The organism is Leptolyngbya sp. NK1-12, assembly GCF_032598965.1.
In the GTDB taxonomy this organism is placed as follows: Bacteria; Cyanobacteriota; Cyanobacteriia; order Elainellales; family Elainellaceae; genus Elainella.
Genome location: NZ_CP053586.1, coordinates 3,795,086 through 3,818,175, shown reverse-complemented (window position 1 = coordinate 3,818,175; position 23,090 = coordinate 3,795,086). Strand labels below are relative to the sequence as shown.

General features: G+C 52.3%; 21 protein-coding genes. 11 read left to right on the top strand and 10 right to left on the bottom strand.

Annotated features, from left to right (window positions below; genetic code table 11):
- Positions 1-110: 110 nt before the first annotated feature.
- The 3 genes from HJG54_RS16175 (at position 111) to HJG54_RS16165 (ending at position 2,735) form a co-directional block, all read left to right on the top strand.
- Positions 111-548 carry a SufE family protein gene (locus tag HJG54_RS16175; RefSeq protein WP_316429949.1) on the top strand — a complete coding sequence of 146 codons (438 nt, stop codon included), beginning with the start codon at positions 111-113 and terminating at the stop codon, positions 546-548.
- Between the two features lie 64 nt (positions 549-612).
- On the top strand, positions 613-1,602 hold the full coding sequence (locus HJG54_RS16170) for a CobW family GTP-binding protein (RefSeq protein WP_316429948.1): 990 nt from the start codon (positions 613-615) through the stop codon (positions 1,600-1,602).
- Positions 1,590-2,735 carry a hypothetical protein gene (locus tag HJG54_RS16165; protein WP_316429946.1) on the top strand — a complete coding sequence of 382 codons (1,146 nt, stop codon included), beginning with the start codon at positions 1,590-1,592 and terminating at the stop codon, positions 2,733-2,735. Before HJG54_RS16170 ends, HJG54_RS16165 begins: the two co-directional genes overlap by 13 nt.
- A 236-nt stretch (positions 2,736-2,971) precedes the next feature.
- Here the strand turns inward: HJG54_RS16165 and HJG54_RS16160 are convergent, their stop codons facing one another.
- Positions 2,972-4,138, bottom strand: a complete 1,167-nt coding sequence (locus tag HJG54_RS16160; protein ID WP_316429945.1) for a patatin-like phospholipase family protein — start codon at positions 4,136-4,138, stop codon at positions 2,972-2,974.
- A 125-nt stretch (positions 4,139-4,263) separates the two neighbouring features.
- Here HJG54_RS16160 and HJG54_RS16155 point away from each other — a divergent pair, with 125 nt between their 5' ends.
- Both HJG54_RS16155 and HJG54_RS16150 read left to right on the top strand, forming a co-directional pair.
- Complete coding sequence (locus HJG54_RS16155; protein WP_035996938.1) at positions 4,264-4,761, top strand: HNH endonuclease; 498 nt, start codon at positions 4,264-4,266, stop codon at positions 4,759-4,761.
- A gap of 522 nt (positions 4,762-5,283) precedes the next feature.
- Complete coding sequence (locus tag HJG54_RS16150) at positions 5,284-6,462, top strand: bifunctional oligoribonuclease/PAP phosphatase NrnA (protein ID WP_316429944.1); 1,179 nt, start codon at positions 5,284-5,286, stop codon at positions 6,460-6,462.
- A 40-nt stretch (positions 6,463-6,502) separates the two neighbouring features.
- Here the strand turns inward: HJG54_RS16150 and HJG54_RS16145 are convergent, their stop codons facing one another.
- Complete coding sequence (locus tag HJG54_RS16145) at positions 6,503-6,874, bottom strand: EamA family transporter (protein WP_035996941.1); 372 nt, start codon at positions 6,872-6,874, stop codon at positions 6,503-6,505.
- A 155-nt stretch (positions 6,875-7,029) separates the two neighbouring features.
- Here HJG54_RS16145 and HJG54_RS16140 point away from each other — a divergent pair, with 155 nt between their 5' ends.
- Entirely contained in the window at positions 7,030-7,695 is a 666-nt protein-coding gene (locus tag HJG54_RS16140; RefSeq protein WP_316429942.1) for a Mo-dependent nitrogenase C-terminal domain-containing protein, read from the top strand.
- Here HJG54_RS16140 and HJG54_RS16135 read toward each other — a convergent pair.
- Positions 7,692-8,753, bottom strand: coding sequence for a zinc-dependent dehydrogenase (locus HJG54_RS16135; protein ID WP_316429940.1), 1,062 nt, complete (start codon positions 8,751-8,753; stop codon positions 7,692-7,694). The genes HJG54_RS16140 and HJG54_RS16135 overlap by 4 nt on opposite strands.
- Before the next feature lie 118 nt (positions 8,754-8,871).
- Between HJG54_RS16135 and HJG54_RS16130 the strand changes: the two genes are divergently transcribed.
- Positions 8,872-9,552, top strand: a complete 681-nt coding sequence (locus HJG54_RS16130) for a potassium channel family protein (protein ID WP_035996949.1) — start codon at positions 8,872-8,874, stop codon at positions 9,550-9,552.
- 333 nt (positions 9,553-9,885) lie between these two features.
- On the top strand, positions 9,886-10,335 hold the full coding sequence (locus HJG54_RS16125) for a DUF4347 domain-containing protein (RefSeq protein ID WP_316429938.1): 450 nt from the start codon (positions 9,886-9,888) through the stop codon (positions 10,333-10,335).
- Positions 10,336-10,360: 25 nt separating this feature from the next.
- Here the strand turns inward: HJG54_RS16125 and HJG54_RS16120 are convergent, their stop codons facing one another.
- Entirely contained in the window at positions 10,361-12,013 is a 1,653-nt protein-coding gene (locus HJG54_RS16120; RefSeq protein WP_316429937.1) for a cation:proton antiporter, read from the bottom strand.
- Positions 12,014-12,066: 53 nt separating this feature from the next.
- Complete coding sequence (locus HJG54_RS16115) at positions 12,067-13,440, bottom strand: cobyrinate a,c-diamide synthase (protein ID WP_316429935.1); 1,374 nt, start codon at positions 13,438-13,440, stop codon at positions 12,067-12,069.
- Between the two features lie 165 nt (positions 13,441-13,605).
- On the opposite strand from HJG54_RS16115, the gene galE reads away from it, so the two are divergent.
- Positions 13,606-14,619 carry a UDP-glucose 4-epimerase GalE gene (gene galE, locus HJG54_RS16110; RefSeq protein ID WP_316429934.1) on the top strand — a complete coding sequence of 338 codons (1,014 nt, stop codon included), beginning with the start codon at positions 13,606-13,608 and terminating at the stop codon, positions 14,617-14,619.
- Between the two features lie 8 nt (positions 14,620-14,627).
- Here the strand turns inward: galE and ftsZ are convergent, their stop codons facing one another.
- Positions 14,628-15,791 (bottom strand): cell division protein FtsZ, encoded by a 1,164-nt coding sequence (gene ftsZ / locus HJG54_RS16105; RefSeq protein WP_420717395.1) that lies wholly within the window; start codon positions 15,789-15,791, stop codon positions 14,628-14,630.
- A gap of 885 nt (positions 15,792-16,676) precedes the next feature.
- On the bottom strand, positions 16,677-17,540 hold the full coding sequence (locus HJG54_RS16100) for a cell division protein FtsQ/DivIB (RefSeq protein WP_316429933.1): 864 nt from the start codon (positions 17,538-17,540) through the stop codon (positions 16,677-16,679).
- A gap of 361 nt (positions 17,541-17,901) precedes the next feature.
- On the opposite strand from HJG54_RS16100, the gene HJG54_RS16095 reads away from it, so the two are divergent.
- Positions 17,902-19,125: a glycosyl hydrolase family 8 gene (locus tag HJG54_RS16095; protein ID WP_316429932.1), complete on the top strand. Its 1,224-nt coding sequence runs from the start codon at positions 17,902-17,904 to the stop codon at positions 19,123-19,125.
- A 10-nt stretch (positions 19,126-19,135) separates the two neighbouring features.
- On the opposite strand, the gene HJG54_RS16090 is transcribed toward HJG54_RS16095, so the two are convergent.
- The 3 genes from HJG54_RS16090 to HJG54_RS16080 form a co-directional block, all read right to left on the bottom strand.
- Positions 19,136-19,645, bottom strand: a complete 510-nt coding sequence (locus HJG54_RS16090; RefSeq protein ID WP_316429931.1) for a hypothetical protein — start codon at positions 19,643-19,645, stop codon at positions 19,136-19,138.
- Between the two features lie 70 nt (positions 19,646-19,715).
- On the bottom strand, positions 19,716-20,378 hold the full coding sequence (locus HJG54_RS16085; RefSeq protein ID WP_316429929.1) for a tetratricopeptide repeat protein: 663 nt from the start codon (positions 20,376-20,378) through the stop codon (positions 19,716-19,718).
- 3 nt (positions 20,379-20,381) lie between these two features.
- Entirely contained in the window at positions 20,382-22,115 is a 1,734-nt protein-coding gene (locus tag HJG54_RS16080; protein WP_316429928.1) for a patatin-like phospholipase family protein, read from the bottom strand.
- 154 nt (positions 22,116-22,269) lie between these two features.
- Between HJG54_RS16080 and HJG54_RS16075 the strand changes: the two genes are divergently transcribed.
- The gene (locus tag HJG54_RS16075) at positions 22,270-23,064 is read left to right on the top strand and encodes a YebC/PmpR family DNA-binding transcriptional regulator (RefSeq protein ID WP_316429927.1); all 795 of its coding nucleotides are present in this window, start codon (positions 22,270-22,272) and stop codon (positions 23,062-23,064) included.
- Positions 23,065-23,090: the final 26 nt, after the last annotated feature.

Here is a 23,090-nt window from a genome sequence, read left to right as displayed (position 1 = left end):
GGCAGCTCAGCAGCAGGGATGCTCCTCAATCGCGACGAGCCAAAATAACCGTTAAAATAGCGGTGTCTAACTAGAGTGTTTCTCTAGCTTGTGCCTTTCTGGTATTTGTGATGGTTGGAACCTCATCTCCACTGCCCCCTGCTCTGGCCCAAATCGTCCAGCGTTTTCAGCGGGTTTCAGATCCGAAGCAACGCTATGAGCAGTTGATCTCGTTGGCGAAACGGCTTGACCCTCTGCCCGAAGCAGCCAAAATCCCAGAGAACAAGGTATCTGGCTGTGTCTCGCAGGTCTACATCACAGCAGATCTGGTAGATGGCAAGGTGAAATATCAGGGCGATTCGGATTCACAGCTCGTCAAAGGCTTGGTGGCGCTGTTAATCAAAGGCTTAGACGGCCTACCACCCGAAGAAATTTTGCAGGTGACGCCAGACTTTATTCAAGCCACTGGGCTGAATGTCAGCCTTACACCGTCCCGCGCCAATGGTTTTTACAACATCTTCCGGATGATGCAGCAAAAAGCCTACCAATTGCAGGGCGCGGCTTCGTAGAGATTCGTTTACCATAGAATGCAAATTAAACTGATAATCATTCTCGGATTAGGGGCGTTTGGCTATGATTGCAGTTGAAGCGAAAGATACAGTTCCCGTCACAGTTTTGACTGGGTATCTGGGAGCTGGTAAAACAACGTTACTGAATCGGATTCTGACCCACGAGCATGGCAAAAAGATAGCGGTGATCGTCAATGAATTTGGTGAAATCGGGATTGATAACCAGCTTGTGGTCGATACCGATGAAGAAATTTTTGAAATGAACAACGGCTGCATCTGCTGCACGGTGCGAGGCGACCTGATTCGGATCATCGGCAAATTAATGCGGCGGCGCGACAAATTTGACCATCTAGTGATTGAAACTACCGGCTTGGCCGATCCCGCTCCAGTGATCCAGACCTTTTTCATGGACGAAGATGTCCAGTCCCAAACCGAGTTGGATGCGGTAGTAACCGTCGTAGATGCTAAGCATATCTGGCAGCATTGGGATGCCGACGAAGCCCAGGAGCAAATTGCCTTTGCTGATGTGATTCTGCTCAACAAAACTGATTTGGTCGAGCCAGCCCAACTCGATGAATTGGAACAGCGCGTCCGCTCGATGAATTCTCTTGCGAAAATCTACCGCACCCGCAATGCAGAAGTGGAAATGAATGCGCTGTTGGGCGTCAGTGCGTTTGACTTGGACCGAGCACTAGAGCTAGACCCGGAATTTTTGGAAGAGGCAGAGCAGGGACATCACCACGAGCATGAGCATGACGAAACTGTGAAATCCGTGGGGATTGTGGAAGCGGGTGCCGTCGATGAAGCCAAGCTGAATCAGTGGTTGGGCTATCTGCTGCAAACCCAAGGTCCAGATATCTTCCGCATGAAAGGGATTTTGAATATCGATGGCGAAGACCGGCGCTTTGTCTTTCAGGGGGTCCACATGCTTTTTGATGGCAGACCCGATCGGCCCTGGAAACCCAACGAAACCCGCCGCAATGAGCTAGTGTTCATTGGACGTAATCTCGATGAAGCACAACTGAGAGAGGATTTTCGGGCGTGCCTGGCGTAAACAAAGGGGGAAGCAAAACAGCTAAACAGCAAACGGCGAACAGCCAAGTCTTTACGCTGCTGGGGCAGCACAGCCTATCCGACTACGTTACGGCGATTGCCTGGTTTCCTGAAGCAGTCGGCTCAGCGGCTAACTACCTGGTCGCTAGCTCGGCAGCCGGAGAAGTGGCACTCTACCAAGTGGGTACCCAACTCGATGGCACCATGCTCCAGAGCGCGACCGATCAGTCCGTGGATTGTTTGGCTGTCTCTAGGGATGGGCAGTTTGTGGCAGCGGGTGGGCAAGATGGGCGAGTCCAGATTTGGCAGGTGGAACTGGCTGAGTTATCTTCCCCTAAACTAACGCTGATCGCCAGTTTGGAAAACGCGCCAGCGTGGGTAGATCGGATGGCCTGGAATCCGCAGCAGAAGTTGTTGGCGTTTAGCTTGGGACGCTATGTGCAAGTATGGGATGCTGCCGCTAATCAGGTGGTGACGACGCTCAACTTTGAAAACTCATCGGTGCTTGATATTACCTGGCATCCGGATGGCGATCGGCTAACGGTGGCAGGCTACCAAGGCATCAAAGTCTGGTCGGCAGCCGATTGGGATGATGACCCCTACTTGGTCGAAATTCCTTCAGCGAGCACGATTGTGGCCTGGTCACCCGATGGTAAGTACATCGCTTCGGGTAACATCGACCGCACCATTTCCGTGTTGGAATGGGAGAATCCGGCCATGCCCTGGTTGATGCGGGGCTTTCCGGGCAAGATTCGGCAGTTGGTCTGGTCCGATATAGCCCTCAAACGGGGCGCTCCCTTGCTAGCCTCCTCCAGTTCTGAAAGCATCGTCGTTTGGGAAAAGCATCCCGACGAGCGCGTAGGTTGGGAAGGGCAGGTATTGGGACAGCATGATGCTCGCATCGAGGCGATGCAATTTCAACCGGGAACATCGACTTTAGCAACGGCTGGAGCTGATGGCTGGGTGGTGCTATGGCAAAAGCGGCGGCTGGGGCAGATGCTTGACGGAGCACCTGACGGGTTCTCTAGCCTCTGCTGGCATGCTAAAGGACACCAACTAGCGGCTGGCGGTGCCGCAGGCGAACTCGTGGTATGGTCAAAAGGAACACGAGGACAGGGCTTCGGGCAAAAGTAATGCTGTTGAAGTGCCATTAGAAGTGCCATTAGAAGTGCCATTAGAAGTGCCCTCGAACTGAATCGCGATGCCATTCTCCCGGTTTCTGGTTTTTTATTCTGGTTTTGTCTATGGAAAGTACGGCTTGGATGGATTGGTTGGCAGGTGGCCTAGCAGCAGTTATCTTACTGGGGGGGTTAGTCATGCTGTTTAGCGGCGTTTCGGCCATGAACCAGCGCAAGTAATACGCCAACAAATTAATCGCAGTCCTGTGGTTCAAAGCCTCGCCGCCGCAAGTGTTTTTCCCAGTCCCAGGCATAGAGCAAAAAGTTTTTGGCGTGTAGATAGCCCAGTCGGTAGAGGATGCGCTTTTTCTCATCGGTCAAGTTGAATTCTGTGGCCGTGACGTTGGCCTCAGTGACATCAATTTCAATCACCCGGTCGCGGCTGGCTTGATTGAGGTGATACTGGTCCCGTGCCACCATCATGGTTCTAAACATCGCGCCCAGCATATCAAACGGACCCGTGATTGGTTTTTCACTGCGATTATCCTGCTCAACCAAGCGCAAACCAAAGGTAGGCCAACGTGGGCATCGTTTGGTCGGTTCGGTTGGATTGGGTTTGAAATCGTAGATCCAGAGAGGGAAGTTACTGAGAATGCCTCCGTCCACAATCCGGCGAGCGTTTGGATCTTTGGGGCTTCCTAGAATTCCCGGCTCAAAGAAAAAGGGAATGCTCATCGACAGACGCACCGCTTCTGCCACTTCAAACTGGTTGCAATCGGACAAGGGAGTTGCAAGCAGCTGTTTGAGTGCCCGGTATTGGGGATCGGCTACATCTGCGCGATCCAGGTCGTCAGGCAATACCAGCATTTCACCGCGGCTGATATCCGAAGCTACCACTTTCAGATCGCGCTCGCTGTCTGCCTTCACATCAGCAAAAGTTTTCAAGTTGCGTCGGGCTAAAGTCTGGGCGATCCAGTTGCGAAACGGTGCAGAGGAATATTGTCCTAACTGCCGCGAGAGCAGCAGCAGCAAAATCATTCGGATTGGTTGGCCCAAATCGTTGGCGGGGTCACCGTTCCAAATCAGCCGACTCGTTTTCTGAGTGAGAAAATCCACATAGTTGAGGTTGCCGATAATTTGCTCTAGTTCCTCGATCGGAAAATCAGCCGCGACTAGGGCAGCCGTAATGGCTCCAGCAGACGTACCTGCTACCTTGCGCCAGCGCACACCTACATCCGCGAAGCAGCGTAGTGCGCCCAAAAAGGCAATCCCACGCACGCCCCCACCCTCAAACACGCCATCAATATAAAGCTGACCGTCTTGCGGTGGCGGCAACCGGCGGCGAATGTCAGTAACTTCAGCCTCGGTCAGCCGCAGGTTCGGTTCTTGCAAAATCTCAGCCGGATTCCAACCCGCCATTGCGCTCCTCCAATTTGAGTATTCTTCAATCTCCTACAAAAAATTGCAGCTTAGTTACAAACGCCCTCCTGACTTGAGCCAATTGTGTTACCATCTGTAAAAACTTTCACTGAACTGAATCACCGATGGGCAAGGTTCTAGTTTTGAACGCCTCCTACGAGCCGCTGAACATTACCAGTTGGAGGCGCGCCGTTGTCTTGCTAATTAAGGGAAAGGCAGAGCAGGTTGAACACAATGGAAAGTACGTGTATCGGGAGACACCCTTACCCAGCGTAATCCGTCTGCGTCACTATGTCAGGGTTCCCTACAAGGAAATTCCCCTAACGCGCCGCAACATCCTGCACCGGGATAGCCACTCCTGCCAATATTGCGGCTACACTGGCGATGACCTGACGCTCGATCACGTAGTGCCCCGATCACGCGGCGGCGAAGATACTTGGGAAAATATGGTGACGGCCTGTGTGCGCTGCAACGTCAAGAAGGGCAACCGCACCCCCAAGGAAGCCAACATGATCCTGCGGCAACCGCCCCATAAACCTTACAGTGGTCTTTACTTTGAGGTGACGAAACACGTCAAAAGCGGCGTACATCAAGAATGGCAGAAATATGTTATTGGTTCCTAAACCCCCAGATTGTCAATCCAATCTGGGGGTTTTGATTGTTTGACTGAGCCTGTCTGAGTGTTTTCTGTAAAAGTTTATTCTACGAAAGTTGATTAGGTAGCTTGATAATCCTGGTTTACTACTGGTCTATTCCTGATTCATTTCAAGCCCGTGGCAGATCTGGCTCAATCATGCTTCTTGCTCGCCAGATCTATCTCCAGATCTATCTAAAGACGGGAATCTCAACTCAGTCCGGACGACTGCTGCAATTTTTTGCAAAGATCGTAAGGGTAGGCATAGAGCAAGACAGAGTACGTATCGATCAAATCAGCATCGATCACGACGGACTGGGGCAATACTTCACTTCTGAATCAGGTGGAACCGTTGTTGCAAATCCTGCTGCTTGCATCTCACACAGTTCGTACAATCGAGCATATGCAATTGGATTCTCCACAATCATTTAATAATTTGGCATTAATCATGGAGTCTGCTGTCACTTCCGATCTTGACGTACACATTGAGTCTCCTAATCGATCAATCAGCATGGACCGAGAGCCTGCTGTACCCAAAGCCAGTATGCAGGGTTGGATGACATCCCAATCCCAAACAATCACCGAGCAGAAGGTAGAAGAAATTCGGCGAGTGCTGGATCAGCATCGGGGAGAGCGCCATTTGGTAGCCCTGCAAGATTTTCCCGATCCGGATGCCCTCTCTTGCGCCTGGGCTTACAAGCTGATTGCCCAGCAGTATGACATCCGCAGTGATATTGTCTATGCTGGGGCGCTGAGCCACCAGGAAAACATTGCGCTTGTCCGCTTAACTGGGTTACCCGCTCAGCGTTGGACACCACAAAACTCGAAAGAAAAAGATCTGTCGCCCTATCAAGGCTGTGTCTTTATTGATAACCAGGGCACAACAACCCAACTCTTACCGCTGGTGCAGCAAGCAGGCATTCCCATCGTGGTCGTGATCGATCACCACACAGCTCAGGGAGAGTTGAATGCAAAATTCATCGATCTACGTCCTCAGGTCCGCGCTACCTCCACCATCTTGACCCAATATTTGCAGGCGGGACTGCTCCGGCTCGACACCAGCAACAGCGAACACATCAAGTGCGCTACGGCTCTGATGCATGGCCTCCGGTCAGATACAAATCGGCTGATGCAGGCCCAGGAAGAAGACTTCTTGGCGGCAGCTTACCTGAGTCGGTTTTGCGATGTCCAGCTGTTAAACTCGGTGCTGCAAGCGTCTCGCTCGAAGCGAGTGATGGACGTGATTGAGCGATCGTTGCGGAATCGGGTTCTGCAAAACAACTTCTCGATTGCAGGCGTGGGCTACTTGCGCTACGACGACCGGGATGCCATTCCCCAAGCCGCGGATTTCCTCGTTACCGAAGAAAACGTGCATACGGCGGTGGTTTATGGGATTGTCCACGATGAGGATGAAGAGCTAGAGGTGGTGATTGGCTCGCTGCGCACCTCCAAGATCACGCTCGATCCCGATGAATTCATCAAAGAAGCATTTGGACAAGACTCGCAGGGCCGCTTTTTCGGTGGCGGACGCTCGATGGCGGGCGGCTTCGAGATTCCGATGGGCTTTTTGTCGGGCTTCAACGAAAATTCGGAATACACTCGCATGAAATGGGAAGTCTTTGATGCTCAGATTAAGCAAAAGCTGTTTCGCTTGATCAACCCGGAGAACGGAGTGATTTCAACCGTGTGACGCAGTTCGTGCAGTCTGGCCGATGGAGCCAGCAGACATGCTACGGTTTCTGCCATACCACCAGCAGCACGCCACAGACAATAAAGCCTAAACCAACTACCCGCTCAACTGGGATGGTTTCGCGAAACATGAAATAGCCCAACAGCACCGAGAAGACATAGCTGAGGGCGATGGCCGGTCCGGCGATGCTGAGATTCACTCGCGTCAGCAGCAGAATATAGGCAATGGCTCCTAACCCGTAGCACATCAAGCCGCCGATTAGCTCAGGGACAGTGAGGATACCGAGAATGTGACTGATCGCGTTTTCGGCACTGACTTTGCCGAGTTTTAGAGCGCCCGTTTTTAACAGGAATTGTCCGGCCACGCTAGCCAGAATCGAAATCAGCAGCAATCCAAACTCTTGCAGCGTCACAATTAATTTCCTCGTTTCTGCGCCAATTCTTCAGTAGTTTACAGGTTTTTAGATTCGCTTGAGATCTGTTGCGTTAAATCGCTAGCAGTTTGTAAACCCGTGAGAGTAGAGTAGATTGGGTGTAAAAGGTCGCATCGTTAAATCTAAATACAGCTATGGTGAGCACCGTTCAATCTCCCTACAGTGACGAACAGATTGCCATTTGGCTCAGGGGATTGTTGACCATCGCATGGGCCGATGGCGATTTTGATCCTCAAGAACAAACCCTAATAGCAGACTTGACGCAAGAATTAGCGCCTGCAACTGATCTAGGCACTGTGGAACCGATTCAGCCCCAAGAGTTGGCAGTCATTTTGGGCAAAGATGCTAGAACTGCTGAAAACTTCATGCGCACGGCGGTGATGGTTGCCATTGCCGATGGCACCTACTCCGACTCAGAAGACGACATTCTGCATCAGTTTTGTGTAGAACTGGGGTTGCAGCCCAAGATTTTAGAATCACTGCGATTGACCCTTAACTATCGGCCTACCGCAGACGATACTGCTCTCTCCGAAGACGCCCATCTCGCCCCGCTCAGACCTCTCCAGGAATGGTTGGATCATCTCGAAGTTCATGATCCACGCTTGGCCCGCTTTCTCTGCAAAATGATTCCGCCTCAGTGTCCATTTGAACGAGATGTGAAGCTGTTTGGGCGCAAGGTGGTCCACATTCCGCCGATGTGCAAACTGAATCCGCTCTACGACCAGCTCGTGGGATTACGCTTCCGGGCGCTTTCCTACCTGGCCGATGAGTGCAAGGAGGATGTGTCAAAGTACTGCTAGTGGCTCGCTGCTTCGGGGTAGATCAGGATTTTGAATGTTTCCGGCGTCGGAGAAACTGCTTTTTCGACCGCAGCAGCCAGATCTTTCAAAGGATATCGATCGCTCACCAAGGCATCTACATCGATGCGCTTGTTGAAGACGATATCTGCTGAGAGGGCTTGCAGCCGGTAAGAAGAACTGTAGCTGCCAATTAGATCGATCTCTCGCCGGTAAAGGACGTTGGGATTGATTGGAATTTCGACCTCATCGGGAAACTCAGCGAAAAACAGGATCTTGCCGCCCTTGCGGGTGCAGTCCAGCGCTTGGGAAAAAGCCTTCTCGCTCGGCACCGCCAGCAGCGTCACATCCACGCCCATGCCGTTCGTCAACTGCTGAATTTTGGCCGGCAGGTCTGCATCGCGGGCATCAAAGGCGGCCTCTGCACCCACACTCAAGGCCTTATCGATGCGGCTTTGAATCAAATCGGTAGCGATGGCGCGAGCACCAAAATACTTGACCAGCATGATGAACATTAACCCAATTGGGCCGGCTCCTGTGATTAGCACCGTTTGGCCGGGAGCAATCTGAGCCTTTTTCACCGCCTTGAGGCAGCAGTTGGTTGGTTCTACAAAGCTGGCCTGCTCAAAGGTAATGTGCTGCGGGATTTCGATTAAACCGCCGTGCCGCACAATATGGCCGGGCACCTTGACGTACTCAGCAAAACCGCCACCGCTAGGTGTAAAGCCAGCAGTCGTGGTGATGTTTTTGTAGGTGTCGCACATCGAGTAGTTTTCGTTCAGGCAATAGGCGCAATGCATGCAGGGAATGTGATGCAACACTACTACCCGTTGTCCGACTTGCCAGTTCTTCACCGCTGAACCCACGGCAGCAATCGTACCAGCCGTTTCGTGACCAAAAATTCGTGGTGGCTCATAGAGCGGATAGAGAATTTTCTTAATGTCTGACTGACACAGGCCCACCACCTGAACCTGAACCAGTACTTCATCGTCAGCAATGTCTGGAACCGGAATTTCTTCGTATTTGAGCTGCTTAACGCCGCGAAAAACTTGTGCTTTCATAACTCTGTTTAACAATCCCTGGGTTTAACTGTATCAGGGATTGGTGACGGGATGCGCAGAAGCCAGATACGACGATACAGTGAACCAAAGGAGATACTGAGCGTTACTGAGGTTGGGCATGTATATTCTGATTGGCGGAGCCGGATTGATTGGGCTGAATTTGGCGCAGAAATTGGTGGACTTAGGCCATACCGTGGCGCTGATTGACATTGATCCAACCGCCTGCCGCTATGCCCGTGAGCAGATGGGCGTGATGGCCTTCGAAGGCAGTGCCGTCAGTACTGAAACGCTGCTAGAAGCAGGCATTCGCAAAGCCGATGCGGTGGCAGCCGTGCTGCGCAATGACGCTTTAAACCTGGCAATGGTAGCCTTGGCGAAACACTACGGTGTCTCGCGAATTTTAGTGCGGATGCGGCATCGCGACTTTGCTGAACCCTATCGGATCGCGGGGGCCACGTCGGTGATTAGCACAATCGATTTGGCTGTATCGACGATGGTGAATGCAATCGAATACCCAGAGGTGGAATCGATCATGCACTTCGAGCAGGATCAAATTGAAGTCCTGAAGCTGCCAATTCCAACGGGATCGCGAATTGCCGGACAAAGCCTAGCCCAAATTGCTCAAGATCCCTGTTTTCCCAAAGGCTCGCTAATTATTGGCTATCAGGCCCAGGCCCATGAAGATTTGGTAATCCCCAATGGCAATACGGTACTAGAAGCTGATTCCACCGTGCTGATGGTGACAAAACCTGGTGCCCTGCATGAGGTGATCAATTTTGTTCAGGGATGTAATCCGTAGGAATTAGAAGATCTAGCCTATAAGACCTAGACAGCTTCTTTTTTTGGAGGGTTTTCTGCAGAATATTTCCGAAATTCCTGAAAGGCTGCTATTTCCAGGCATCAAATTTTCTCCGTGAATTTACGCCACGGTTTGCCCTTAGTTGAAGATTTTGTTCCGATTGCACGGCTGTAGCTTGACCGCAAAACATCCTAGGGCACTCTGGCCTCAGGTAGATGGCGCTTTTTGCCCCTTCAGATGGATCGCCATTGATCGAGATTCAATGAACCTTTGTTTGCCTAGCTCCTTGCCCCGATGGTGTTGAAATTTCTTGCGCTTGCTTGCAATAGACCTATGGCCTGTCCTTCTATGCGCACCGCTTTGGTTGTAATCGATTCTGCGGTTGACGACTATCACACTCTGCTCCAGGGTGTCCTCCCTGATACTGAAGCACTGCTTCTGCATGCCCATAGCGATGGCGTAGCCCAAATTACGGCAGCCTTGGCAAACTACACTGGCATCAAACAGTTGCATATTGTGGCAGCTACCCATGCCAACGGCCTCCAGCTCGGTTCCGGCTATTTGACACTGTTTAATTTGGATCGCTATGGTTGGCAATTGCAACAATGGGGCGATGCGTTAGCAACCAATGCCCGAATTTTGGTTTATGCCTATGGGGAAATTCAGGTTGCTTCTTTTTCTGCTGGGTTTCTGAATCGCCTTCGCCTTTTAACCGGAGCCGACATTACTGTATTTGAACCTGCTGTGTTTGAGCCTTGTGACCATTCGGTTGGGTTGGGGTGAGGTGGGGAAGGGACGCGGCGAGGGGTCAATCTTCCTCAAGCAGCAGGATCTTCTCATCGATTTGTTGCAAGCGCTCTTTCGCACCCGTTTCTGAGACAATGCCTCGCCGCAGGGCTTCACTCAGCGCTCCTTTTTCGACCAGCAGCAGGCGTTTGCGGATGGCATCTAGTCCAGCAGGATCGCGTTGTCCAGTCGTGACTTCCACGGCCCAGCGGTCATACAGATCGCGCAGTGCTCGTTCTGCTCTTGCTACCTGAACTTGATACATTGATCGCATTTCTTCGTAGATCGATTTGGGTAACACGCCAGTTCTTAACATACTTTCCAGTTCATCCTGGGCGGCTTTAGCGGCGATCAATTGTGCTCTCAGGGTTTCGGTTTGCTGCCGGGCTGGAGAGGCTACTCCCAAGCGCATGCGTTTGACAATCCAGGGTAGGCTGAGTCCTTGTACTACCAGAGAAAACAATACGGTGCCAAACACAATCGCAATTAAATTGCTGCGTCCGCTGATCGTTAAAGGCAAACTCAGCGCCAGTGCCATTGACAGCGATCCCTTGATGTTGCCAAGAAACAGCACATGCTGCCACCTGAGCGGTACTGGGCGATCCACCCGACGCACCAGCGCTAGCAGCGGGTAAACGGCAAGTAGGCGTCCCACCTGATAGGCCAGCACAGCCAGCAGCACCGCTGGTAAAGTTTGCCAAAAAGCAACGGCTTTGAGTTCTAATCCCACCAGCAAAAAAATAAAAGTATTCACACCAAACCCGGCATATTCCCAGAAGCTGTAGAGCGTTACCCGATTCGAGGCCGAGACCCGTCGCGACAGCCCCACATTGCCCACCATCAAGCCTGCCACCACCACCGCTACAACACCTGAGACTTCTAGCCAATGCCCTACTTGATAGGCACCTAGCGCCAGCGCCACAGTCAGCAAGATGCTGCTGAGGTTATCGTCTGAACGGGCCAACAGGCCAGCACTGAGATAGCCGAGCGCTAACCCCACTAGAGTGCCGCCAGCAATCACCACGACCATCTGTTGCAGCCCCTCTGGGAACGAGACACTGCCCGTCAGGTGGCTGAGCAAAATCAAATTGAACAGCACCAGCGCCACGCCGTCGTTAAACAGGCTTTCTCCTTCCACAATCGTGATTAACCGCGACGGCACAGTAATTTCTTTGAATACCGCAATCACCGATACGGTATCCGTAATCGCCAAAATCGTGCCCAGCAGCAGGGCTGGAATCCAATCCAGTCGCAGACCAAATCTGAGGATTGTTGCAGTCACCCCAGCAGCGACCAGCACACCCGGACCCGCCAACAGCACAATCGGTTTAACCGTACTACGCAGCCGGCTAATATCGGTGTTGATCGCCGCCTCAAATAGCAAAATCGGTAGGAACAGGTTCAAGATCAGCGACGAATCGAGGCCAATGCTCTGAGGCAGAAAATCGGTGATTGCTAATCCGGCCAACACTAGCCCGGTGACATATGGCACTCCCAGGCGTCGCGACAACAGCGCTACCGCCGTAGCTACCAACAGCAATACAATCCCGCTGCTGACATAGGCAGCAATGCTGCTCTCAGCCTGTAAACCTAACTCAGCCGCATCGACGGTCAGGAGAGGGCCGGCTAGCAGCGGAGATACCGTGGGATAGGAGATTAGATAACAGCTCGGCATGAGGCATCAGGAATGAAGAACGACGTTCATAAACATCCAGTGATCATGATTGATCATGGCTGAGTCTGAGCAAAACGGGCGCAGTAATCTAAAAATCGAGCTGGAATTTCGGGCCGCCCGCCCCAATGCAAATGCACGTAGGACGCATGAAGCTGATACTGGCACCACCCTTCCTGGCTCACGGCACTGGCGGGATCGTATCCCTGAATCTGATATAGAGCTGGCTGCGGCAGCAGAGTCAAACTAGAGCGGTGAAACTCATGGCCCCAAACAGTAGTGCCGATTGGCATCAGGGGGCTATCTTGCTGAGCCAGGGCGCGGCGGTAGCCTAAGGTGAGCCGTTTGCCCATGACCGCAGTTGTGGGTAGTACGCCAACCATCTTCCAGTTCTGGCCCTCGAAATCAATCAGGGATTCGGCTAGATACATCAGGCCACCACACTCGGCATAGGTCGGCATACCGGCCAGAATTGCTGCTTTTACCGCCTGTTGCGCCGCCCAATTCTCGGATAACTCAGCTGCAAACAGTTCGGGAAAGCCGCCTCCAAAGTAAAGCCCGCTGGCTCCAGGTGGTAAATCCGGATCGGTCAAAGGACTCCAGAATAGCAGCTCTGCACCCAGTTGGTTCAGGAAATCTAAGTTATCGGGATAGTAGAAACTGAAGGCTCGGTCGTGAGCGATGGCGAGGCGGAGAGGGTGGGGGGGTGGGGGGTGGGGGATAGGGGGTGGGGGGTAGGGGGTGGGGGAGGACGCAGTGGTAAGGAGGGGCAGGAGGTGGGGCCAGTTGAAGGATTGTTGTCCTAAGCTGGCTAGCTGGTCGATCAGGTGCTGGAGTTCTGGAAGTTCGGCGGTGGGAACTAGACCGAGGTGGCGGTCGGGAATTGTGATCGCATCATGGCGATGCAGGATGCCCAGAATGGGAAGGTTGAGCGGTGCGAGGGCCGTTTTGAGCAGATCGAGATGTCGTTCGCTGCCTACTCGGTTCAGGACTAAACCAGCAATCTGAAGCTGGGGATCAAACGAGCGGTAGCCATGCGCTACGGCTGCCACTGAGCGGGAGAGGCGACTGCAATCGAGAACCAGCAGAATCGGTAGATTGAGCAAGCGGGCAATATGGGCAGTGCTAGCCCAGTCATCGGCACCGCTCGCTCCATCAAACAATCCCATCACGCCTTCGACTAGGGCATAGTCTACCTTTCGGCTGTGGTTACTGAAGCATTGCTGGATGTAGGCTTCAGAGGTAAGGACGGGATCAAGATTGCGGCAGGGGCGCCCGGTTACAGCCTGATGGAACATGGGATCAATATAGTCTGGCCCCACCTTGAAGGATTGCACCGACAATTGCCAGCGCTGCAGGGCGGCTAATAGGGCGAGGGTGACGGTGGTTTTACCAACACCGCTTCGTTCTCCGGCAATCAGTAGAGCCATAAAGCAGGCAATTATCCTAAGGTTTTCCAGAGTTGAACTTAGATTTAAAGATTGGCAAAGTTCTACTGAAGTTAGAAGATTCTACCTGGGTGGTGTTCCGTAGAACTTGCTATAACTCAGGAGAAACAACAGAAGTCAAGCATACGGTTAGCGAGGAAACGAACATTGAACAGCGCATTGAACCATCCAGAGGAAAAGCCCACAATTTTGGTGGTTGGGGGAGCGGGTTACATCGGTTCTCATGCGGTGTTGTCGCTTCAGCAGTCCGGATACAACGTGATGGTCCTGGACAATTTGGTCTATGGGCATCGAGATTTGCTAGAACCACTGCAGGTCAAGCTGATCGAAGGAGACATGGACGATCGGCCTCTGCTAGATTGGCTGTTTACCGCCCACAAGATTACTGCTGTGATGCATTTTGCTGCCTACGCCTATGTGGGGGAGTCGGTGACCGATCCGGCTAAATACTATCGCAATAATGTGGTGGCAACGCTGACGCTACTCGAAGCCATGCTGGCGGCTGATATCAAGACCTTCGTTTTCTCTTCAACCTGTGCCACCTATGGGGTGCCCCAAATCGTCCCGATTCCTGAAGATCATCCCCAGTCGCCGATCAACCCCTATGGTATGACTAAACTGATGGTGGAGCGGATTTTGGCAGATTTTGACCATGCTTATGGCCTCAAGTCGGTTTGCTTTCGCTACTTCAATGCAGCAGGAGCCGATCCCGAAGCTCGCCTAGGAGAAGATCATGATCCCGAAACCCACCTGATCCCGCTGGTGCTGCAAACGGCCTTAGGCAAACGCGAATCCATCGCTATCTTCGGCACTGACTATCCTACCGAGGACGGTACCTGTATCCGGGATTATATTCACGTCACCGATTTGGCAACGGCTCATGTGCTGGGGTTGGAATATCTGCTCGAAGGCGGCAACAGCGATGCCTTTAACCTGGGCAACGGCAGTGGTTTTTCAGTAAAACAAGTAATCGAGGCGGCCAGACAGGTCACTGGCCGCGAGATTAAAGCCGTTGAATTAGAGCGCCGGCCTGGAGATCCACCGGCCCTGATTGGCAGCAGCACCAAAGCCAGAGATGTCTTAGGCTGGCACCCCCAGTATGCTGATCTCCACGAAATCATTCGCCACGCCTGGAATTGGCATCAAAAACGGCATGGCTAGTCTACACCTTAGCGAGGAGGACGACGACGCTGCAGGAAGGGTGGAATATCCAAGCCAGGTTTTGTAGTACCGGGCGGCTGTTGCGTTGGTGGAGGAGCCGCGGGCGGCATAGCCGGTGGCGATGGCGGATTCACTGGCGGTGAAGAGATAGCAGGTCGTTTCATCGGTGAAACGCGAGTGGCCTGCTGCACCGGCGGAGCCTGCACTTCAGTCGAGAATCCCGTCGCGATTACCGTGATGCGCACCTCTCCCTGCAAGCGATCATCCAAAACCGCTCCAAAGATGATGTTGGCGTTGGGATCAACCGCTTCATAGATGATTTCAGCCGCTGAGTTGACTTCATGTAGGGTCAGATCACTGCCGCCGGTGATGTTGAAGACAACGCCTTTAGCGCCATCAATTGATGACTCTAGCAGTGGTGACGAAATCGCCGCCGTAGCTGCTTCTCGCGCTCTTGACTTGCCAGACCCAATACCAATGCCCATCAGCGCCGAACCTGCATCAGCCATTACAGCCCGCACATCGGCAAAGTCTACGTTGACTAGACCAGGAATGGTAATAATATCGGAAATGCCCTGCACCCCTTGCCGCAAGATATCATCTGCGACTCGAAAAGCTTCCTGAACCGGCGTTTGTTCCGAGATCACGGAGAGCAACTTATCGTTTGGAATAATAATCAGAGTATCGACTCGGCTTTGTAACGCTGCGATGCCTTCATCGGCCTGACTGGTACGCCGCTTACCCTCAAAGGTAAACGGTCGAGTCACCACACCCACAGTCAAGGCTCCGACTTCTTTTGCCACCTCTGCCACGACTGGGGCCGCACCCGTTCCGGTGCCTCCTCCCATCCCAGCCGTAATGAATACTAAATCAGCATTTTCCAAGGCTGCTCCAATTTCATCCCGCGATTCTTCCGCCGCCTTTTGGCCAATTGCTGGATTGCCGCCCGCACCTAACCCACGAGTCAATTTTTGACCCACCTGCAAGCGATTATGGGCCGAAGCCAGGGTTAAAGCTTGCGCATCGGTATTGACCGACCAAAACTCAACGCCTGCCACTCCGCTCATAATCATGCGGTTCACGGCATTACATCCGCCACCACCAACTCCAATGACTTTGATTTTGGCTACGCTGCTCGGCACAATTTCATCACTCCTCGTTTCCTCGGCCAAAGAGCCTCTTGGGTCACGAACTTGACCCAAGTGTATTCCAGAGTTTGTAAAAGGATTTGTAGCATTCATCGGTAGTGAGAAATTGACTTGATCTTGATCGGCGTCGGGTTGATCTGCGTGGTTAGCCATCAATTCGCTATTAAACGTCATTGGATAGGGGGAGACGACTGATACAAAGACTTTTTAACTCTAGATAACTATAGGCTATGTTGCTAAAAAAACCAAACTGGATTTTACAGTTTCTTGGGGTTTGACACCTTACTTAGCAAAGCACTGGCAGTTAATTTTTATGAAAGCAAGCAAAGTCTCTGCCTTGTCAATAAAAATGGATTAAGCAATTAAAAACTAGAAGAGCAGCCGCTGCACCAAACCGATAGCTAATCAAGGATTGGTACTGATTAATCGCTTCCGTCAGCCGTTTCGTTGACGGCGATCTTCTATTGTCCTACTTTGGTCTTTCAAAACCTTTTTTAAGCTGATTCTTTCAATGAATCTGAACAGCCTTAAAACAACCCTACTCCATCACAATTTTTTCTTGAACACTTATGCTGAAGTATTTCTTGAACTAATTTCTGGAGAGATCATTTTACTGATGGTTTAGCCCCAATTCTTTTGAGTCATTCAAGTTAGCAGAAACGGTTTGGCATCCTCCTTTGACATCTTCTTGATAAACTTCTGGCTCAACAATTAGCCAATCTCGAGGTAGAACATTTGTCCTGTCGGATTTAAGCTAGGGAACTGGATAAATCTGGCTTGCGCTAGATTAGGCACTCATCGTAGCAGAAGAGCGCTGTTACGCAACGGGATTCTAGGGTTTCTTCCACTTTGGTAATGATTCTTAGTTATGATTCTATTCTGCTATCGCAGCCGAAATCAGGAGTGAGATCAGTTTTCTTTCTGCTTTGCCCTAATCGCGCTGGGTACGAGTTCCAGCATGGGTGTATCCGGGTTGCTTAGATCAATGTAGGCAACTTCGTCTACATCCATGTTGTCTGGTAACTTCCGCATCCGGTCGAGTACTTTTAGCTGTTCTGCAAAGCGAGAGCTGAGCGGACCACAGTGAACGATGCCAAGTTCGGTGTGCAGAATTAAGTTACTCGGTTCCCGCCAGTCAATCATGGAGATTTTTACAGGACTCCGGCTAACTCTCTCGTACAGACTGGGCCACTGATCGGCGAACTGTTCCTGCATACCTATCACCTTCAGGGTGGGTAATTTAGGAGACTGATTGAAGGTGGCGTATTTCTCATAGGGAATCCACGTGCCTGCCTGATCGAGCAGCGCAATTGCAAACAGATTATCAAAGGTTTTGCTTTGGGGCAGCGTTGCCAAACTATTCGGACTGCTATAGACCGTGGCCACCGGCTGCCTTTCCTGAATTTGCACAATTAGACCAGGTGGAAACAGGCGGCGAGATACAGTGGCATCTGTGATTGGTGCTTCGGCTTCAAGCTGACGGGCGATTTTTTCCGGCTGCACAGCCAGCACAGACTGGGGATAGTTAATCGACAGTTTGGACCGCAAAGCATCGGGAGCCAGGGTCTTGTTACCTTCGATGATCACTTGACTGGAATCATGCAGCATCCAGTCGGGTAGGGTAACGAGCCAAACCACCCCAATCGTTAAACCCGTCATCGATAAAATCTGCCAGCTTGTTTGCAGAAAGCGGGAGCGGCGTTTGCGACGGAGCTGGCGTCGCCGTTCGGTCAGCTCTTCGGAAGAAATAGATGAAATATCGGTATCGGTCATGACCGCTTTCGATCACTCTCGTTCAGGTTAACTGCATTAAACCGTATTCCCGCGCTCCTTGCTCAGCCTTTCGCTGTTCCGAGTGCCAATCCAAGTTTGGGGGGTTCGGTGAGAATGTCTCTCAAACTAACACAAAATATGGTTTTCGCTACTGCCATCGCAAAAAACTGAAAACGCTATCGATCCAGCATTGATCCCTTCTGAGCTGCTTGCTAGCGTTGGCGTCATTGCCAGATTTTACCGAAACTTCACCCAAGCCTACGAAACATTTCTACATTCGGCTAGTCCAGCATGAATAGTGGATGTAGGGGTGGATGGCATTGCTGAGACAAGTAACTGAGACGAGATTGAACCAATTCGCATGGTGAAACCAATCGTTTATTTAATGATTCCCTTTCTCCTGCCAGGATTGGCGGGCTTGCTCGCGGCTAGTTACGTTGCTGAACCACTGGGATCGGCGATAGTTGCTAGCTCTGCCCCTGTTGCCATACCGGAACTGCTGGAGCAGAGCTGGAGTGCCTATCGCCAGCGCTTTATTCAGGCCGATGGGCGGGTGATCGACTGGGAGCGGGATGCTCGAACCGTATCGGAAGGGCAAGCCTATGCGATGCTGCGGGCCGTGTTTGCTAATGATCCCAATACGTTTGCACTGACTCTCAAATGGGCCGAAGACAACCTGCGTCGAGTGGATCAATCTAATGGTCAGCCAACCGATTCGCTCTGGGCCTGGAAGTGGGGCCAAAACGATCAAGGTGAATGGGGCATTTTGGACCAAAACTTTGCCAGCGATGCCGATCTCGATGCGATCACCGCCTTGATCTTGGCGAGCCGCCGCTGGAATCGACCGGACTATCTAGAGTTAGCCCGCACCAAACTCCAAGATCTGTGGACACTGGCAACCCTGACAACAGAATCGGGACGCCGCCGTCAGCGCTACTTCTTACCTGGCCCTGTGTCGTCGTTCCAGCCCAAGCCTGATGTAATTTATCTGAATCCGTCTTACCTAGCGCCCTATGCATTTCGGCTGTTTGCCCAGGTAGACCCCGAACGTGACTGGCTCAGCTTAGTAGACAGTAGTTACCAGGTGCTGCAAGACTCGACCCAACTCTCGAAAGTAGGTCTACCGAGTGATTGGGTGGCTTTGAATCTAGAAACTGGGCGGTTTAGCACAGCTCCGGTCACGGCTCGGTTGCGCAGTACCTATAGCTTCGATGCCTACCGCGTCTGGTGGCGAGTGGCGCTCGATGCCGAATGGTTTGACGAACCTAGGGCCAAAGCTTTCTTGGAAGAGCATTTGCAGCATTTGCAGCAGCTCTGGCAGACGAATCAACGCATCCCGGCCCGCATCAATTTACGGGGAGCCGCCACCGCTCGTTACGAAGCCACCAGCCAATATGCCATGCTCTATCCCGCCTTTCGGATTGTGGATGCTGAAATCGCTGAAGAGATTCGGCAGCAGAAGCTGTTAACCACCTACAACAATGGCATCTGGGACAATGACTCGGCCTACTATGTGCAGAACCTTGCTTGGTTGGGGCTGTTTCCTGCCGCTGAAGTTGATGAAGATTGGCTACAAGCCGAATAATGCAGACTCACTAAACCCCACAGCCACAGGGTAAGGGAGCAGGACCCCCACTGCGGTTGACAAACAGGTTCATTTCATAGCGATGACTGCCGTTGGTGGGGCCTTGAGCTTTGAGATAATAAGTTCCAGGTGCCGCACCTCGCACCAGCGTTGTGGCTGTCTTACCGGCTCCAATGGTTGTGAGCTGTCTGCGTCCGTTGGCGGAAATCGCTTTACCCGTGCTGTCGAATAGTGCCAGTTTGAGATTCACATCCGAACGGTTGAAAAAATTTACTTTGATGCGGCTGGTTTGGCTGACATTGATGCGGAAGAAATCATTGGGGTTGCCTCGCCCGACCGAGTCTTTCACGGTTCGTTTGCGGCCTGGAAAGTCGCCCAACAGGGTTGCGGTTGCCAGAGTACCGTTGCTGGCTCTGGTTCGCGTCGCCATAGCATTCTGCTGCCTCAAATTGGGCTGCTTCACTGTCTCAAGGGCCGAAATACTGCCTAGAGCTTGTAAACTTTGCTTTTGCTGTGCCATTGACTTTTCTCAGACTCTCTCAAAAATGAACCTGCGGCTCAACCGACCGGCGCGGCTTCGCCAAATTAACTCATCCCCAGCCGCGTTGAGTTTGATGCACGATCGCCAAGTATCCCATATAGTCGTCGCTCTGGTACTGGGTTTCAAACGTATGCACGGCTTCACCGATATAAGTTTTGGCTAGCTCCACAGCACCAACCGCCTCGTAGTATAACCCCACATAGAGCTGACTGTAGAATTTGCTCGGTGCTTCTGTAGTTCCTTCGCTGGTTTCTTCGCTGGTTCCTTCACTGGTTCCTTCACGAAGAACTGAATCCGGATCAACTACACCTGCAAACAGTTCATAAATCAATCCCATAATCCGCCGGGGATCATTGCGCACGGGCAGCAACGCTCTCTTGGCAGCCTCGGCTCCCTCCAACTGCGCCATGCACAAATACCGCCATACTGTTTCTTCCACATCTTGAGCATTCACTGTCAGGTCAATTTCAAACTGCTTCGCTCCTTCGGCAAAGCAATTGGCATAGTAATAGGACAATCCCCGCTGCCATAGGTAGGGCGTGAGCCGGGGATCAAGGCGCTCAGCTTGGTCGAAATCCTGAATCGACTCGGCAATCTGCCCCAGCTTAAAGTGAGTCATCCCCCGCTGAATGTAGGCTTTCGGCTGGCTGGGATTAGTTCGAATCCACTGATCCCAATCCTGTAATGCGTGTAAAAGAGTTGGTGAAATCATGTCCTATTCCAGCTTCAAGAGCTGATTCAACTTTTTCGATAGGAAAATCCAGAGGCTGAACTTGAGCAGCCATCGTACCCAAAACCGCGTTTCAATCGATTCGATAATCCGCTGGCCCCGATCCAGCAGTTGGGCTTTTACAGCGCGGCGGGTGACGGGTGAGACCTCGGTTAAATTGACTTGTCCCAGATCGGCAGGTGTTGGGTTAATCGTTTGTCCGGCAACAAAGTTTGTCAAATAAAGCTGTCCCTCGCCTTTGGCCTGCTGATGCAGTTCTTGCAGCTTCTGCAGGAAAAAGGCAGCTTTGCGGCGGCCCACATTGTAGTCAAACTCGCGGAACCGCTGATCCAGAAATCCTCCAAAGGCAAACAGTTGCTCACCCGCTAGTTCCACATCGCCGGAAGTAATGGCGTAGACCGTCATCACATCCCTACTGCCCAAATCTTGCACCTTTTCCAGCGCTTGCACTAGCTTCAGCCAGCTTTCGGCCACGTCCTTTCCATCAATACCGTTTTTGTCCGACGCATATACCAAGCGGTCGTATTCTTCGGTAAACTGCTGCCGCAGCCGGTCCCGGTCATTCACGATCTGCTGTTGCTGTTCCTCAGGTGTGCCTTGGGTGTAGAGCACTTCCAGCAAATTATCGGCCACGCTGCTAAACGCGGTCCGCAACTGGGGTGATTTTAGCAGCACATCGCTGAGTTCCTTGGCTTGGCGTTCAAACTGGCGGATGGCTTCGTTGATTTTGCTGGTGGCAATCCAGTTCTGGAAGCGAGCTTGGGTAAAGATGGCACCGGCTAGAGCTGCGCCAGTATTCAGGTAGGTGGCATTGTCAGCTTTGATGTTGAGATTTACAGTCGAGCTTTTGGCTCCGGGCGAAATATAGAGATAAAAACGATTGTCGTGATCGAGATGTTGCTGATCGATTTGGTCAACTAAATCTTTGGCGAGGCCGAGCGGTTCGTTTTCAAATACGCCGCCATCGGTATAAACAAACGAGTAGAGGTGATCCGGCGCTAGAGTAGAACGGGCGAAGCTGGGATCGCTGCCCTGCCGCTCGATTTCCATTAGCCGAAACGCGAACGGAAACGCCCCCGACGACCGGGCAATTTGCTCTAGCTGTCGCCAAAGCCTGGGATTATCATCCTGGTCGCCATCTTTGAGTGCGTAGGTAAAGTAATCCTTGTGGCGGGTATAGGTGAACATGCGGCGGCTGCGATTGTTGGGATTAGTCACATCGGGGAAATCGGTGACTTCTACGGCATAGTCAATCCCCTTCAGGTTCGACATGGCTAGCCCTAAACGGATACTAGCGGCGGCTGCCGGATGCCGCTGTCGAGGGGTGGGTTGGCCGGAGGCATAACGTTGCATCACGTATTTGTAGCCGATCTCAGCAATTTGATCCGACGACAGAATCGAGAGATTGGGATCTTCGGAGGGGCGCAGGTTGAGCAAACCGCTGATGTCGATATCCTCAACCCAAGGGCCATAGAGAGCGTTGGCATAGGGTTGGCGCAAGGCTTCGGCCTCAAACATCAGTTTCTGGGCCAAAATACAGGCGGTCATAGCTCCGGCTGAGGCTCCGGTGATCACGTCGATTTCGATCCGCTGCGCTTCGGTGGTATCCGGATGGCTATTGTGCTGCGCGATCGCTTCGATAATTTCGTACATCACCCCAGCTTCATAGCTGCCCAACGATACGGCTCCACTAATTGCGACTGCAAGTTTTTGCGGCATGACTCCAGTTCCTACCCCGCCCTACTTTCCCAATATGCCTCCAAGGGGGACCGCCTGAGAAGATCTGGATCATATGCACCTCTCCCCGACTCGGGCTGGGTTGCACTATCCTAGTTTTTTGAGGGATCCGATCGCACGCAATATCGCACGCAATATGGCAGGACATAGTAAATGGGCCAACATCAAGCGGCAAAAGGCACGAGTCGATGCTGTTAAAGGCAAAACCTTTGCCAAAATTTCTAGAGCCATCATTATTGCCGCTCGCAACGGCATTCCCGACCCGGCAGGCAATTTTCAGTTGCGCACAGCCATCGACAAAGCCAAAGCCGCCGGGATTCCCAACGACAATATCGAGCGGGCCATCGCCAAAGGAGCCGGTAAGCTAGGTGCAGACGGTGAAATTGAAGCGATTCGCTATGAGGGCTATGGTCCGGGCGGAGTGGCAATTCTGATCGAAGCCCTCACCGACAACCGCAACCGCACCGCCGCCGATCTGCGAGCTGCCTTCAACAAACGAGGCGGCAATCTGGGAGAAACGGGCTGCGTCGGCTGGATGTTTGAGCAGAAGGGCGTCGTCACCATCTATCGATCCGGAACCGGCAAAATTAAAGCCGCTGCCATCGACGAGGAAATACTGCTAGAAGACTTGCTAGACGCCGGTGCCGAAACCTACGAACTGACCGAAATTGAGGACGACCTTCCTGGAGCCGAAGTATTCACCGACCCTGCCGACCTCGAAGCCTTAGGTCAGGCTCTACAAGCCAAAGGCTACACCGTAACCCAGTCCGAGCTGCGCTGGATTCCCCAAAACAGTGTGGAAGTCACCGATCCAGACCAAGCCCGTGCCCTGCTGCGATTAATGGATGCCCTGGAAGACCTCGACGATGTCCAGAGCGTAACGGCCAATTTTGAGATGGCGGATGATTTGATGGCGGTGAGTTTGGTCTAAAGCGAATCGGAACACTGCCCTAGCGC